Source organism: Streptomyces akebiae (assembly GCF_019599145.1).
GTDB classification, from domain to species: domain Bacteria; phylum Actinomycetota; class Actinomycetes; order Streptomycetales; family Streptomycetaceae; genus Streptomyces; species Streptomyces akebiae.
Window position 1 is genome coordinate 2058209 of sequence record NZ_CP080647.1, and the last position, 13635, is coordinate 2071843.

The following is a 13635-nucleotide window of genomic DNA, read 5'->3' on the forward strand; positions in this document are numbered from 1 at the left end:
TAGGAGAGACCGCACGTATGCCTTCCACATCCGGGGCCACCCCCGGCAAGCTCCCGTTCGTCGTCTGGGTGCTGGCCGCAGGTACGTTCCTGATGGGCACCACTGAGTTCGTCATCGCCGGACTGCTGCCCGAACTGTCCACCGGACTCGGTGTGAGCACCTCCCAGGCCGGACTGCTGATCACCGCTTTCGCCGTCGGCATGATCATCGGAGCGCCGACCATGGCTCTGGCGACCCTGCGCCTGCCGCAGCGCCAGACGCTGATCCTCGCCTTGTCCGTCTTCAGCCTCGGTCACGTGGCGGCGGCCCTCACCACCTCCTTCACTGTCGTCCTCGCCGCCCGCGTCATCACGGCGCTGGCCACCGGAGCGTTCTGGTCCGTCGGTTTCGTCGTCGCCACCACCGCCGCAGGCCCGCAGAAGGCCACCCGCGCGACAGGGGTCATGATCGGCGGCCTGACCCTCGCCAACGTCGTAGGCGTGCCCATCGGCTCGTTCGCCGGCCAGTTCGTCGGCTGGCGCGGCCCGTTCTGGGCCCTGGCCGCCCTCTCCGCGCTCGCCGCCGTCTTCATCGGCCGCTTCATCCCCACCCAGGAACAGCGCGCGACCGTCTCGCTGCGCGCCGAGTTCGGGGCCCTGCGCCAGGGACGGCTGTGGCTGGCGCTGAGCGCGGCCGTGTTCATCATGGGCGGTGTCCTGGCGACCTACAGCTATGTCACCCCGCTGCTGACCGACCGTGCCGGGATCCCTGCGGGCGCCGTCCCGTTCGTGCTCATCGCCTTCGGTGTCGGCGCCCTGGGCGGCACCACCACCGGTGGCCGTCTGGGCGAGCGTCGTCCGATGGGCACCACCATCACCGCCGCCGCGGCCACCGCGCTGGTCCTGTTCCTGATGATCCCGCTGTCCACCAACGCGGTCACGGCCATCGCTCTCGTCTTCCTCATGGGCCTGACCGGTTTCGCGGTGAACCCCGTCGTCACGGCGCTCGCCATGCGGTTCGCCGGGGACGCCCCCACCCTCACCTCCGCGCTGACCACCTCCGCTTTCAACATCGGTGTGGCCGGCGGATCGTGGATCGCCGGTACCGCCCTGGACTCCTCCCTCGGCCTGACCGGCCCGCCTCTGGTGGGCACCGTCATCGCCACCCTCACCCTGCTCCCGCTCATCGCCCTCGCCGTCCGCGGCACCTCCACCAGGAGCCGCATCGTGGCCCAGCGCACTGCCCCGGCCCACGCGCTGGATGACGTACCCGCGCAGGCACCGGCGCGCCGCTGAGTCCGGTCGGCATCCGCCACGCGCCGCCGCGACATTTCCGCCACCGAACGAGAGGATCCACCGTGAGCGCCAACGACCCCGCCTTCACCGGCAAGGTGGCCTTCGTGACCGGAGCCGCATCCGGCATAGGCCGCGCCACCGCCCTCGCCTTCGCCCGCGCGGGCGCCCGCGTCGCACTCGCCGATCGGTCCTCGAAGGGGCTCACGGAGACCGCACGGCTCATCACGGAAGAGGGCGGACAGGCCCTGGACCTGACCTGTGACGTCACCGACGAGACCGCAGTGAAGTCCGCCCTGGACGAGACCGTCCGGGCATTCGGCCGCCTCGATGCCGCCTTCAACAGCGCCGGGATCGAGCAGCCGGTGAAACCCGCCGTCGACGTCACCAAGGACGAATGGGACCGCGTCCTCGGCGTCAGTCTCACCGGCACGTTCCTCTGCATGAAGCACCAGATCCGTTTGATGCAACAGCAGCAGACCGGCGCCATCGTCAACGCCTCCTCGGGCGCAGGCGTCAAGGGCTTCAAGGGCTCGGCGGCCTACACCGCGGCCAAGCACGGGGTCATCGGCCTGACCCGCTCGGCTGCCCTCGACTACGCGGCGTCGGGCATCCGCATCAACGCCATCTGCCCCGGCATCATCGACACCGAGATGATCGAACGCTTCGCCGAGAGCACCCCCGGAGGCCGCGAGGCCCTCATAGCCGACGAGCCGATCGGACGCCTGGGCACACCGGAGGAGATCGCCGCCGCCGTGCTCTGGCTCTGCTCGGACGCCGCCTCCTTCGCCATCGGCCACGCACTGGTCGTCGACGGCGGCCAGACCGTCTGAAGGTGGTGCTGCCCCGGCCTCCCGCGCGCCAGAAGGGGGCGGATCGTGGCCCAGCGCCCGCCGCCCGCTCCAGACGCGAGACGAGCCCGCGCAGGCGCCGTCCCCGCGCAGGCCGCATCCTCCGCGCACGGCCACCGACACAGACCGGCGCACAGAGCAACCCCTCAGCCCTCGGGCCAAGCCAACTGACAAGACCCGGACCACCGAACAACGCACGACGGGAGAGCTCGACATGAACCCCACCTACGACTTCACCGGCCAGGTCGCGTTCGTCACCGGCGCAGGCTCCGGCATGGGTCTGGCAGCCGCCCGGGCCTTCGCCGAGGCCGGTGCCGCCGTCGCACTCACGGACATCGACGAAGCGGCCCTGAACGCAGCCGTCAAGGAACTCACCGCCGCCGGCCACCAAGCCCTCGCCCTCACCTGCGACGTCAGCGACGAGGACCAGGTCGCCTCCGCCGTCGACCGCACCGTCGAGACCTTCGGCCGCCTCGACATGGCCTACAACAACGCCGGCATCCAGATCCCGCCCAGCGACGCCGCCGAGGAAGCCGCCGAACGCTTCGACCGCGTCAACGCCATCAACCTCCGCGGCGTATGGGCCTGCATGAAGCACGAACTGCGGCACATGCGCGCCCAGGGCAGCGGCGCCATCGTCAACTGCTCCTCGCTCGGCGGCCTGGTCGGCCTACCCGGACGCGCCTCCTACCACGCCTCCAAGCACGGCGTGATCGGCCTGACCACCAGCGCGGCCTTGGAGTACGCCCCGCGCGGCATCCGCATCAACGCCGTCTGCCCCGGCACCATCAACACGCCCATGGTCAGCGACATGATCACCAAGGGAGAACTCGACCGCGCCGAAGCCGAGGCCAACCAGCCCATCAACCGCCTCGGTACCGCCGAGGAGATCGCCCAGGCCGTCCTGTGGCTGTGCAGCCCCGGAGCGGGCTTCGTCGTCGGCGTCGCCCTGCCCGTCGACGGCGGCTACGTCGCTCGCTGAGGACGAACCACGAACGGCTCAAGCAGTGGCTGACGAAGAACGTCCTGGACGTACATCGCGCGCCCAACACGCAGCCCGCTGAGCCCCGTCGTTCAACGACCGGAACAACGCCCGCTCAGATAAACCCGTGGAAAGAAGGACAAGAAATGTCACTGTCGGACGGCTATATCTTCGATCTCGACAAGAACGTCACGCGCACGTCGGTGACGTACAAGAACAGGTACGGGATCACCATCGCGGCCGACCTCTATCGGCCGAAGGACTTCGACGAGTCGCAGAAGCACCCGGCGATCGTCATCGGCCCACCGTACGGTGGCGTCAAGGAGCAGGGGCCCGGGGTGTACGCCCAGGAACTGGCCAAGCGCGGATTCGTCGCCCTCGGGTTCGACCCGTCCTACAACGGCGAGAGCAGCGGTGAGCCCCGGCACATCGCCTCGCCGGAGATCTTCGCCGAGGACTTCAGCGCCGGCGTGGACTTCCTCGGCACCCTGCCCTACGTGGGCCGCGACAGGATCGGCGCGATCGGCATCTGCGGCAGTGGAGGGTTCGCGCTGAACGCCGCCCAGGTCGACCAGCGGATCAAGGCCGTGGCGACGGCAGCCATGTACGACATCAGCGGCCTCACGCGCGGGGGGTGGCAGGACACCATGAGCGACGAGGAACGCCAGACAGGGCTGAACAAGCTCGCGGAGCAGCGCTGGACGGACGTCGACGCGGGTGAGCCAGCGCTCACGCCGACCTTCCCCACCGAGATCCCGGACGGCCTGGACCCGGTCACCAGCGAGTTCTTCGAGTTCTACGTCACCGATCGTGGTCGGCATCCTCGCTCGATCGGCGGGTTCACCATCACGAGTGGAATGTCCCACATCAACTACGGCGCGCTGCGCCACCTTCCGGACATCGCCCCGCGACCGATCCTCCTCATCACCGGTGAGCACGCTCATTCCCGCTACTTCAGCGACACCGTCCACGAGCAGGCGACCGGTCCCAAGAAGCTGGTGGTGGTTCCCGGGGCGCGACACATCGACCTCTACGACCGAACCGACCTGATTCCCTTCGAGGAGCTGGAAGAGTTCTTCACCAAGAATCTCGCCTGATCACCGGACACCGGCCCAGCGGGCGTTCGGGGCCCAGCACCGCTGGCAGCCCAGCACCTCACCCGCGCGGCGAAGGCTGCCAGGATCACTAGCAGGTCCGGCGGGCGGCAAGAAGGGGTCGGTTGTACCTCCGACAGGAACTCCACCAACACCACACCCCTCGGAGATCGAAGACTTCGCCCTCCGAGGGTCCGCCGCAGTGTGGCGTCGCCGAAAAATACCGACACCCCGGAGCCGCTGTCGCACCTCCCACCCGGAGGCCGGGCCCACGCTGTCGGCAAAGTCACGGCCGCACTCACCCTCGTACCGCTGACCGTGCTGCCCGGCGATGTCTGCCACCCGACTCGACGGCTACGACCGCTTATCACTCGGTGACCGAGACCGGGAGCGGCGGCGGATCCGCACGAACTGAAACCCCCGTTGAGATGCCGAAAGAGAGTCCGTCCGTGACGACCCCTACCGCAGTCGAAAGACTCATCCATCTCCAGGCAGCAGGCGTGAGCCTGGTGCTCGACCTGAGAGGCACCGGCCTGCCCACCGTGCTCCACTGGGGCGCCGATCTCGGCAACCTCACCCAGGACGAGCTCTCGCAACTGGCCGATGCCGCCACCATGCCGAACATGCCAGGGTTCGACGATGTCGTACCGCGGGTCGCGCTGCTGCCCGAGCACGGCACCGGATGGCCCGGACAGCCCGGCCTCACCGGGCACCGCCAGGGCGCCGACTGGTCACCCCTGTTCACCCTCGACTCGGTGGAGGCCGACGGCCTCTCGGTACGGATCCGGGCCGCCGACCGCACCGCCCAGCTCGGTCTCGTCCTGGAAGCCGGGCTCACCCCTGCCGGGCTGGTGCGAATGCGGGCCGCCGTACGCAACGACGACACGGTACGGCCGTACACGCTCGACGGATTGATGCTCGCGCTGCCGGTGCCCGACTCCGCCACCGAACTGCTCGACCTCACTGGCCGCTGGTGCCGCGAACGCTCCCCGCAGCGCCACCCGTTCAACGCGGGCACCTGGCTGCGCGAGACCCGCAGCGGGCGCACCGGCCCCGACGCCGCCCTGGTCCTGACGGCCGGCACGCCGGGCTTCGGCTTCGGCCACGGTGAGGTGTGGGGCCTGCACATCGCCTGGAGCGGCAACCACCGGATCCTGGCCGAGCGGCTGCCCGCCGGCCGCCCGGCCCTCGCCGCCGGTGAGCTGCTGCTTCCGGGCGAGGTGGTTCTCGGCCCCGGCGAGGAGTACACCGGGCCGTGGCTCTACGGCTCCCACAGCGCAAAGGGCCTGGACGGACTGTCCGCGCGCTTCCACGACCACCTGCGCGCCCGGCCCGGCCACCCGCACCGGCCCCGACCGGTGGTGCTCAACACCTGGGAAGCCGTCTACTTCGACCATAATCTCGACAAGCTCACCCACCTCGCCGACCTCGGCGCGCAGGTCGGCGTGGAACGCTTCGTCCTGGACGACGGCTGGTTCCGCCACCGCCGCGACGACCGGGCCGGGCTCGGCGACTGGTACGTCGACGAGACCGTCTGGCCCAATGGCCTGGGCCCGCTCATCGACCATGTCCGCGCGCTCGGGATGGAGTTCGGCCTGTGGGTCGAACCGGAGATGGTCAACCCCGACTCCGACCTGGCCCGCGCCCACCCCGAATGGATCCTGGCCACCGGCGGCCGTACCCCCGCCGACCGCCGCTTCCAGCAGGTCCTGGACCTCACCCACCCCGAGGCGTACGCGTACATCCTTGAGCGGCTCGACGCCCTGCTCACCGAGTACGACATCGCCTACCTCAAGTGGGACCACAACCGCGAACTCGTCGACGCCGGCCACTCACCGGGCGGTGAACCCGCCGTCCACGCCCAGACCCTCGCCCTCTACGCCCTGCTCGACGAACTGCGCGCACGCCACCCGGGCCTGGAGATCGAATCCTGCTCCAGCGGCGGCGGACGCGTCGACCTCGCCGTCCTCGAACACACCGACCGCATCTGGGCCAGCGACTGCAACGACGCCCTGGAACGCCAGTCGATCAACCGCTGGACCGGTCTGCTCCTGCCGCCCGAACTCGTCGGCTCCCACATCGGCACCGCCCGCTCCCACACCACCGGCCGCACCCACGACCTCGCCTTCCGGGCCGGCACCGCGCTCTTCGGCCACCTCGGCATCGAATGGGACCTCACCCGCGCCAGCGAGAGCGAACGCGCCGAACTCACCCGCTGGGTCTCCCTCCACAAGCAGCTCCGCGACCTGCTGCACACCGGCCGCGTCGTCCGTATCGACCATGCCGACCCGGCCCTGTGGGCCCACGGCGTCATCTCGAACGACCGGACCGAAGCCGTCTTCGCCCTCGCCTCCGTGGCCACCCCCGTCGCCGCCCACTCCGGCACGCTACGGCTGCCCGGCCTCGACCCGAACACCACCTACCGCGTGCGCCCGCTGCCCCCGGCCGACCACGCCCCCGGCATGGAACGCGGAACCCCCGCCTGGTGCACCAAGGACGGCATCACCCTGTCCGGCAACGTCCTCGAACACGTCGGCATCCAGATCCCCACCCTCCACCCCGAACAGCTCATCCTGCTCCACCTCACAAGCCGCTGAGCCGCCGCCACCGGCTCGAAGCAACGGGGCTGCCCGCCGGTGAGTAGCTCAGCCGGAATCACTCCAGGGGCGAAGTACAACTCGAACTGCACCGAATGAGGGGAAGGGTCCCGGCCGCTGCGCGGCCGGGACCCTTCTGGCACTGGCATTAGCCTCATCTGGGAGGGCCTGGAGATGATCGTTTGCTCCCGGCCTCGCCCTCACCGTCTGCACCGACGGGCTCACCTCATCCGAGGAAAGACTGCGCCTGCTGTCCTCCTGGGCCGCACCCCCGGAAGCGCCCTCAGCCGGCTGACGCCTGCCCCTGGGCTAGCGCCCGGGGCTCGATGCGGACAGAGCAACCACTACTCGTCACGACGTCTTCGATTTCTGTCTGCCCGCAGTCCGCGCAGGAGCACATCGCACTGTTCCGCGAGTATCTGTCAGCTCACTTCGACATCCCTGGTCACGATCCTCAAGCCATGGAAGGTTCCGGGAAAGAAGTACAGCTCGGTCGGTACACCTGCCCGGATCAGCCCCGCGCCGAAGGCATGACCATCGCCAAGCTGTCGCTGCCGGTCTGCCGCAGAGCATCGGCACGGATCACGAAGGCGCGAATCCTCGCCCGCTGCAGTCGGAGGACGTTGCCGGGTGGAGGTTTCCTGCTACTTGGACACCGTCTCGGGCAGGGCATCCGAGCCGAGCGCGGCCGGGTCACCCTGCATGACAAGCGGCGCAATGTCACGCCGCACGATGCGCCAGCCGTCGGCACGGCGCTCCCACTGGTCGATCCACACGCCGGCGGTGTCGAAGTACAGGTGACCGCGCTCCCCGGCCCCCTGGTGACGTGCCAGTCCGTACACCTCCGTCCGGGCCGTGTCACCGTCGGCCTCGACGAGCGGGCTTCCGAGGAGATGCATGGTCGGTCCGCAGTTGGCCAGGAAGCCGCTGAGATTTTCCCGCAGCTCCTTGGTGCCGGCGCGTTCTCCCAGGCCGTAGTTGAAGGTGAGGTCCTCGGCGAACACGGTGTCGAGGGAGTCCCAGTCGCGCTTGTCCAGGATCCGCGTCAGGCGGGAGAGCGTCTGGGTGATCTCTCGCTCGTCCAGGAGGGTCTGGAGGTCGGTCATGATCGTTTTCCTTGTCTCTTGGTGTCTCTGGGTGTGCTGAGCCGGTCCGCCAGGGGTCCGCAAATGCCGGACATTCGGGCACTTCAGGCCCTTGACCTGCGGCTTCACGGAGTGCTGGGGCTCACTGCGCCACCGGCCCGTGCCCTGCTCCGAGTCCGCGCCGGAGCGCGTCGAACTGCTCCGCGAGCATTCGCCGGCTCACCTCGGCGTCCGGGACCAGGGTCATCGAGCCGTGGAACGTTCCGGGGAAGAAGTGCAACTCGGTCGGGACGCCTGCCTGGATCAGCCGGTGGGCGTAGTTCAGTCCTTCGTCGCGCAGCGGGTCGAACTCGCTGACGGAGACATAGGCGGGCGGCAGGCCGGAGAGATCCTCGGCGCGGGCCGGGGCCGCGTACGCCGAGACGCCGTCGCCGCCGCGGATGCCCTGGCCACCGAGGTAGTAGTCCCAGCTGAGCTCCGCATTGGGCCGGTGCCACACCGGGGTATCGATGAATGCGCGCATCGAAGGGGTCTCCAGGCGGTCGTCCAGGTCCGGGACGGCCAGGAACTGGAAGCGCAGCGCCGGGCCGCCGCGGTCACGGGCCAGCAGCGTGACGGCCGCGGTCAGGCCGGCGCCGGCGCTCTCCCCCGCGGCACCCAGCCGGTCCCGGTCGATGCCCAGCTCGGTGGCATGGTCCGCGGTCCAGGTCAGGGCGGCGTAGCAGTCCTCCAGTCCGGCCGGGAAGGGATGTTCCGGCGCCAACCGGTAGTCCACCGCGACAACCACCGCGCCCACCTCGGCCGCGATACGGGTCGCATCCGCATGAGACACGTCGATGCTTCCGGCCACGAACCCACCCCCGTGGATGTAGAGCAGCCCTGGCAGGTCGCCGTCGCGGCCTTCCGGTGTGTAGATCCGCACCGGCACCGCCGGCCCGTCCTGCTCACCGGCCACGGTGGTGTCGGTGATCTGGACCGGGACGGACGGTTCGTAGGCGGGAAGCTGCGCCACCATCTCCGCCTCTCTCCGCCGGGCCCCCTCGAGGTCCGTGAAGGGGAACTCCGGCAGCATGGCCACCCACGGGGCGATCTCCGGGTCGAATGCGTACGGCATGTGGCACCTCACGGCGTTGACTGGGCTTGTGCATTCCAGCCTGCGCGGATCACCGGGGTTTTCCCTACCGCCGCCTGGCGCGGATCGGGCTTGAGGATTCCGACAGGTGGCGGATGGCGTAGCGTTTCGGTCATGAAGGGACTGCTGTTGCGGCTGTCCGCGCTGGACGCCGACGCGGAGAACGCAGTCCGGGTGATCGGCTTCTTCGACCAGCTGATCTCGAGCCGGGCGAGCCTGAGCACCCTGGTGAAGGAGACCGCGAAGCTCGCCGAGTGCCCGGCCGGCGCCATGGACTCCATGCTGGGCGTCTGTCTGCGGGCCGACCCCGCTGGCGGGCAGGTCACCGCAGGCGACGCGCCGCCGACCGCCGCGAGTCGCCCGCTTGCGCCCAGCGGACAGGTGTGGCTGGAACGCGCGGGCACGCCGCTGCCCCTGGATGAACTCGTGCTGGAGCGGTTCGCGATCGCCGCCGCCCCGCTCCTGGACCACAGCCGCGGCCCGATGCCCGAACTGGGCGACACAGCCCTGGTGGAACTCGTGCTGTCGGCGGCCGCGGGGGAGGCCGAGCGCTCCCGAGCCGTACGCCTGCTGCACTTCGAGCCGACCACCCGGCTGCGGGTGCTCGCCGTGGCCGCCGAGCCCGCCCGCGTCAAGGCCCTTGTGGCCGCACTGCGTGAGATCAGCCCCGGTGTCCACTGCGCATCACTGGGCCCGGTGCACGCCGTCCTGACGCCCGAGGCTCCCCCGGCTCTGCCCGACTCGGCGCCCCGTGACATCAGGATCGGCGTCGGCCCCGCGCTGCCCGTCATCCAGGCTGCCGACTCCTGGCAGCAAGCCCGCACCGCGCTCCGCTTCACCGCCCTCACCGCGCCCTACCCCGCGGTCTTTTACGCGGACGAACTCGGCGCGATGGCCGCGCTCGCCGCCCGCATGAGGACCGAGGACATCGCCCAGGTGGCCGATGTCACCGCGCTGGACCGACTCGCCTCCGAGCCGCACGGCGCGGACACCCTCGCCGCACTCACCGCCTTCTGCAGCACCGGCTCGGCCCGCAAGGCCGCCGCCGCGGTCTACCGGCACCACAGCACGGTCGCTGCCCGGCTCGCCCACGCCGAGTCCCGGCTCGGCTTCGCCTTCGCCACCCCCGCCGGCCGACTGCGGCTCGAACTCGCCATCGTCCTGCGGCACCTGCGCGACAGCACCGAATAGCACTCCGGCTTCGGGCCTACGGAGCAGCCATGAGCGCAAAGCGCGTGATCTTGAACGCGAAGCGGGCCCCGGCGTAATGCCGGGGCCCGCTTCACGCTGGTGGACGTTTACTGTCATTGCAGCGGTCGCAGCCGCAGGCGACCGCCTCGGTGTCGGCCGACGGGACAGCTGCGGCTGCCGGGGCCGCGCAGCAGCCCTTGCCCTGCCAGACGTCGCGACCTTCCTCGACCGCGATGGCGGCGATGACGAGGGCGGCGACGGGGTCGGCCCAGGACTAGCCGAGGATGGCGTTGAGGACCAGGACGAGCAGGAGCACGGCGGACAGTTACGTGCGCAGCAGGTCTGCTTGGAGTGGGTGACCGCGGAGGCGGAGCCCAGCTCGCGGCCGACGCGGCGCTGGGCGGCGGACCAGGAACGGCATGACCGCCAGCGCCAGGGCGGCGATGACGATGCCGGGGATCGACCGCTCGGCCTCGCCGGTTCCGGTGAGGGCGCGTACGGCGTCGACGATGAAGTACGCAGCGAGCGCGAGGAACGATACGACGATGCCCCGCAGGGTGCGCAGCTCGCGCCTCGCGTACGGCATGGTCGGCCGCAGAGAACTGCCAGACGACGGCCGCGTCACGCGCTCCCGGTTCCCGGGGATCTCAGCGGGCCGAGTGACCTGCGACGTTGGACACCAAGCTCAGGCATGGTCCTCCCAGAACAGTCTTTCGTTCCTGTCCGGGTCGTTGACGATCCGGCACCTGGCGTCGAGCCACATCGTGGCACGGTCGGTCAGGGTGTAGGCGGGCCATCTCGGCACGCCCGCCGCCGTGGGGCGGCCCGTGTGGGCGATCCGGTCGAGTTCGGCTCCCTGGTACGTGCCGCTCAGCCTGCCGCGCAGTCCGGCCTCGTCGATCCGGAAGACGTCGGGCGGCCCGAACAGGCTGAAGAACACCGTCTCGTCCCGGCACGTGCCGCACATCAGCGGCTTGTCGGCCGAGAAGGGCGCGGCGCCGTCGGCGAAGGGGTGCCGCGGGATGACGGTCCCGTCGACGAAGGCGCCGAAGCCGGGGAGCGGGCCGGGGTCGCCCCACGGCGGGGCGCCGTTCGCGGCCTCCGACTGCTGGATCTCCAGCAGCCTGGCGGCCGGGATGTCATGCAGCCGGGGTATGTCCGCCGTCGTCAGCCCCAGCAGCTCCAGCGTGCGCCTGGCCCGGGCGGTGGCACCGTCACGGGTCGGGAAGCGCAGGGGCGCGGCGCTCTCGATCGACGCCTTGTGGAACAGCGGCACGGCGGCCGGCATGGTGTAGACGGCCGCGGTCTTGGCACCGCCGCCGCTCTCGCCCCAGACCATGATGTTGTCGGGGTCGCCGCCGAAGTTCTCGATGTTCTCCCTGGTCCAGCGCAGCGCGGCGAGAATGTCCAGCATCCCCTAATCTCGGGTACTGTCTCGCAGGTCCGCTGGGGCGAGCCGCGCTCGTACTTCGTCGCCGCGCAGGGTGATGCGGTGCATGACCCGGCGCGGGTCGCCGTAGTCGCGGTTGGCGTAATGGGCGGTGCCGCGGTTGTCCCCCAGCATGGTGCGAGAAGGCCCGTCCCGGCGCGCGGCCGCCGGGGCAGGCGCGGCGTTACGCGGCGTCCAGGGCCTTCTGCTGCATCCCGTCGGCGCTCATGCACCCCGATACGTCGTCGTACGCAGCGGTCCATGTCCAGCCGTCACGCCGGTTGTCCGTGGCGCGGACGACGTCCTGTCCGATGCCGTTGTGGATGTGCGAGATGGTCAAGGACTCCGGGCTGACGCGCAGGACCTGGTACCAAGTGCCGCGGTAGCGTACGAAGTCTCCGCGCTTGAAGCCGGCCTTCGATCAGACCTTGAAGCGCTTTGCCTCGGCGTCCTTGACGACCGTCTCCCAGTGCTCGATCTCCTCGGTCAGCTCCTAGTGCCGGATCTTCAGCTCGGGGTCGTCGGGCTTGCAGGAGTACCCCTTGGCGGACTCGCCACGCTGCCACACTCGACCACGCGGAGGTCGGCCCGCAGCTTGTCGAGGCGGCGGAGGGTACGGCCGGGGCGCCCCTTGTCGTGACACGTGGCGGGATATGTCGGTGCCCATGAGGCCGACGTGCTGTGTGGTGATCATCAGCACCGGGCCTGTGTGGGTTGCCGGCGTCCTCATCGGCAGTCGTCGGCCGCCTGACGGTCCGTGCGCAGACGGCTGATGAAGTCGGCCGTGGACCGGTGGCAACGCTCCATGTCCAGCTCGGGATAGGTCAGGGCGGTCTGAAGGAGCCCCTGGATGGTGGACGCGGCGGTGAGGCCCGTGTCACGGTCACCGATGCAGGATGCCAACAGCTCCCCCAGCTCTTCGTGGAAGCGGTGGAACGTGGGCCGCAGCGCGCTGTCGTGGGCCGCGGCGGTCACCATTTCCTGCATCGCGATCGTCGCCGCGCGGTGCTCGGTCAGCAGCGCCACCACGAGGTCCGCCGCGAACTGGGCAAACGACTCGGGAGCGCTCTCGCTCTGCACGCCGACTTTGGCCACCTGGGATGCGACGGTTTGCTGCGCGTGCTCGAACATCGCCGTGCGAAGGTCGTCGATGGACGAGAAGTGATAGCTCACCGACGCCAGGGACACCTGGGCGCGCGTCGCCACGGCCCGGTGGGTCAGGGCCCCCGCCCCCGCGTCGGCAACAAGTTCGATCGCGGTGTCTAGCAGCAGGGCGCGTCGTGCCGCACCACGCGCCGTCAGTCGTTCCTCACGCACCCTGTGCTCCTCGCCTCTGCTTCTGCTGGACCAACGTATCGAAAGCGGGCAAGCCCCATTCGTGCAGCCCCAGGGGTTCGGGCGAGGACCGACAGGGCACAGCATCCACCGTCCGTCCGCGGCAGTGACCTCGCCCCGCGCTCAGGTTGTCGGTGCAACCATGGGTGTCGCCGTCGTCGACGTTGTCGGGGTCCGGTTCCCTCAGGGGATGCAGTCGCGCAGGGGCTGTGCCGGGTCCGGGCTGCTGATGAACGGCCGGCCGATGTCTGCGAGGTGATCGTGTCCTCGTCGATCAGGTGCGGGACGGTTTCGAGGGTCTGCCCACCGAGGAGGATCAGGGCCGTGCCGCCCAGGACGGTCCGTCCCACATCCGGGCGAAGATCTCGTAACCCTTGTTTACGCCGTTCCCCTTTGCCGTCCGTGGAGAAGTGCTGGGTTGGACACGGACGTTCGTGGAGCGCGGCGAGAGGCTGATGCCCACCCGGTGAGCCCCGTGTGCTGAACCACCGCGTCCACGACCTCCTGGGTGAAGTGGAGGCGGCCGTCGACCGAACCAGCTCCGTAGCAGTCCGTGCGACCGTTGACCTGGGCGTCGAAGAACCGTCACCCCACGACTGCACCTCTCTGCGTGAACCGGGCGCAGCCGAAGCCCGTCACCGGGCCATCAGGGACATAGGCGTCGGCAG

General features: G+C 70.0%; 11 protein-coding genes and 2 pseudogenes. 6 read left to right on the forward strand and 7 right to left on the reverse strand.

Annotated elements, in window-relative coordinates:
• The first annotated feature begins 17 nt into the window (after nucleotides 1-17).
• The 5 genes from K1J60_RS09070 (at nucleotide 18) to K1J60_RS09090 (ending at nucleotide 6795) form a co-directional block, all read left to right on the forward strand.
• Nucleotides 18-1274: an MFS transporter gene (locus K1J60_RS09070; protein WP_220645750.1), complete on the forward strand. Its 1257-nt coding sequence runs from the start codon at nucleotides 18-20 to the stop codon at nucleotides 1272-1274.
• A 62-nt stretch (nucleotides 1275-1336) separates the two neighbouring features.
• Entirely contained in the window at nucleotides 1337-2104 is a 768-nt protein-coding gene (locus tag K1J60_RS09075) for an SDR family oxidoreductase (protein WP_220645751.1), read from the forward strand.
• Nucleotides 2105-2336: 232 nt separating this feature from the next.
• Nucleotides 2337-3104, forward strand: coding sequence for a glucose 1-dehydrogenase (locus K1J60_RS09080; RefSeq protein WP_220645752.1), 768 nt, complete (start codon nucleotides 2337-2339; stop codon nucleotides 3102-3104).
• A 146-nt stretch (nucleotides 3105-3250) separates the two neighbouring features.
• Nucleotides 3251-4201: an alpha/beta hydrolase gene (locus K1J60_RS09085; protein ID WP_220645753.1), complete on the forward strand. Its 951-nt coding sequence runs from the start codon at nucleotides 3251-3253 to the stop codon at nucleotides 4199-4201.
• Between the two features lie 446 nt (nucleotides 4202-4647).
• A complete protein-coding gene (locus K1J60_RS09090; protein ID WP_259407635.1) occupies nucleotides 4648-6795 on the forward strand; it encodes an alpha-galactosidase in 2148 nt (715 codons plus the stop codon).
• Between the two features lie 644 nt (nucleotides 6796-7439).
• Here the strand turns inward: K1J60_RS09090 and K1J60_RS09095 are convergent.
• Nucleotides 7440-7901 (reverse strand): nuclear transport factor 2 family protein, encoded by a 462-nt coding sequence (locus tag K1J60_RS09095; RefSeq protein ID WP_220645754.1) that lies wholly within the window; start codon nucleotides 7899-7901, stop codon nucleotides 7440-7442.
• A gap of 121 nt (nucleotides 7902-8022) precedes the next feature.
• A complete protein-coding gene (locus K1J60_RS09100; protein ID WP_220645755.1) occupies nucleotides 8023-8994 on the reverse strand; it encodes an alpha/beta hydrolase in 972 nt (323 codons plus the stop codon).
• A gap of 132 nt (nucleotides 8995-9126) precedes the next feature.
• Here K1J60_RS09100 and K1J60_RS09105 point away from each other — a divergent pair, with 132 nt between their 5' ends.
• Nucleotides 9127-10203 (forward strand): helix-turn-helix domain-containing protein, encoded by a 1077-nt coding sequence (locus K1J60_RS09105; protein ID WP_220645756.1) that lies wholly within the window; start codon nucleotides 9127-9129, stop codon nucleotides 10201-10203.
• A gap of 91 nt (nucleotides 10204-10294) precedes the next feature.
• Here the strand turns inward: K1J60_RS09105 and K1J60_RS09110 are convergent.
• From K1J60_RS09110 to K1J60_RS47105, 5 genes and pseudogenes are all read right to left on the reverse strand, one after another.
• Nucleotides 10295-10823 (reverse strand): annotated as a pseudogene (locus K1J60_RS09110) (cation transporter); the annotation flags it as partial.
• 65 nt (nucleotides 10824-10888) lie between these two features.
• Nucleotides 10889-11617: a carboxylesterase family protein gene (locus tag K1J60_RS09115; protein WP_259407636.1), complete on the reverse strand. Its 729-nt coding sequence runs from the start codon at nucleotides 11615-11617 to the stop codon at nucleotides 10889-10891.
• A gap of 199 nt (nucleotides 11618-11816) precedes the next feature.
• Nucleotides 11817-11972: a hypothetical protein gene (locus K1J60_RS09120; protein ID WP_220645757.1), complete on the reverse strand. Its 156-nt coding sequence runs from the start codon at nucleotides 11970-11972 to the stop codon at nucleotides 11817-11819.
• Between the two features lie 386 nt (nucleotides 11973-12358).
• Complete coding sequence (locus K1J60_RS09125; protein WP_220645758.1) at nucleotides 12359-12949, reverse strand: TetR/AcrR family transcriptional regulator; 591 nt, start codon at nucleotides 12947-12949, stop codon at nucleotides 12359-12361.
• A 396-nt stretch (nucleotides 12950-13345) separates the two neighbouring features.
• Nucleotides 13346-13540 (reverse strand): annotated as a pseudogene (locus K1J60_RS47105) (hypothetical protein); the annotation flags it as partial.
• Nucleotides 13541-13635: the final 95 nt, after the last annotated feature.

Bases quoted from the DNA above. Each gene is read 5' to 3' on its own strand.
- K1J60_RS09070 (WP_220645750.1), top strand. From the start codon at position 18: ATGCCTTCCACATCCGGGGCCACCCCCGGCAAGCTCCCGTTCGTCGTC.
- K1J60_RS09080 (WP_220645752.1), top strand. From the start codon at position 2,337: ATGAACCCCACCTACGACTTCACCGGCCAGGTCGCGTTCGTCACCGGC.
- K1J60_RS09085 (WP_220645753.1), top strand. From the start codon at position 3,251: ATGTCACTGTCGGACGGCTATATCTTCGATCTCGACAAGAACGTCACG.
- K1J60_RS09095 (WP_220645754.1), bottom strand. From the start codon at position 7,901: ATGACCGACCTCCAGACCCTCCTGGACGAGCGAGAGATCACCCAGACG.
- K1J60_RS09100 (WP_220645755.1), bottom strand. From the start codon at position 8,994: ATGCCGTACGCATTCGACCCGGAGATCGCCCCGTGGGTGGCCATGCTG.
- K1J60_RS09105 (WP_220645756.1), top strand. From the start codon at position 9,127: ATGAAGGGACTGCTGTTGCGGCTGTCCGCGCTGGACGCCGACGCGGAG.
- K1J60_RS09115 (WP_259407636.1), bottom strand. From the start codon at position 11,617: ATGCTGGACATTCTCGCCGCGCTGCGCTGGACCAGGGAGAACATCGAG.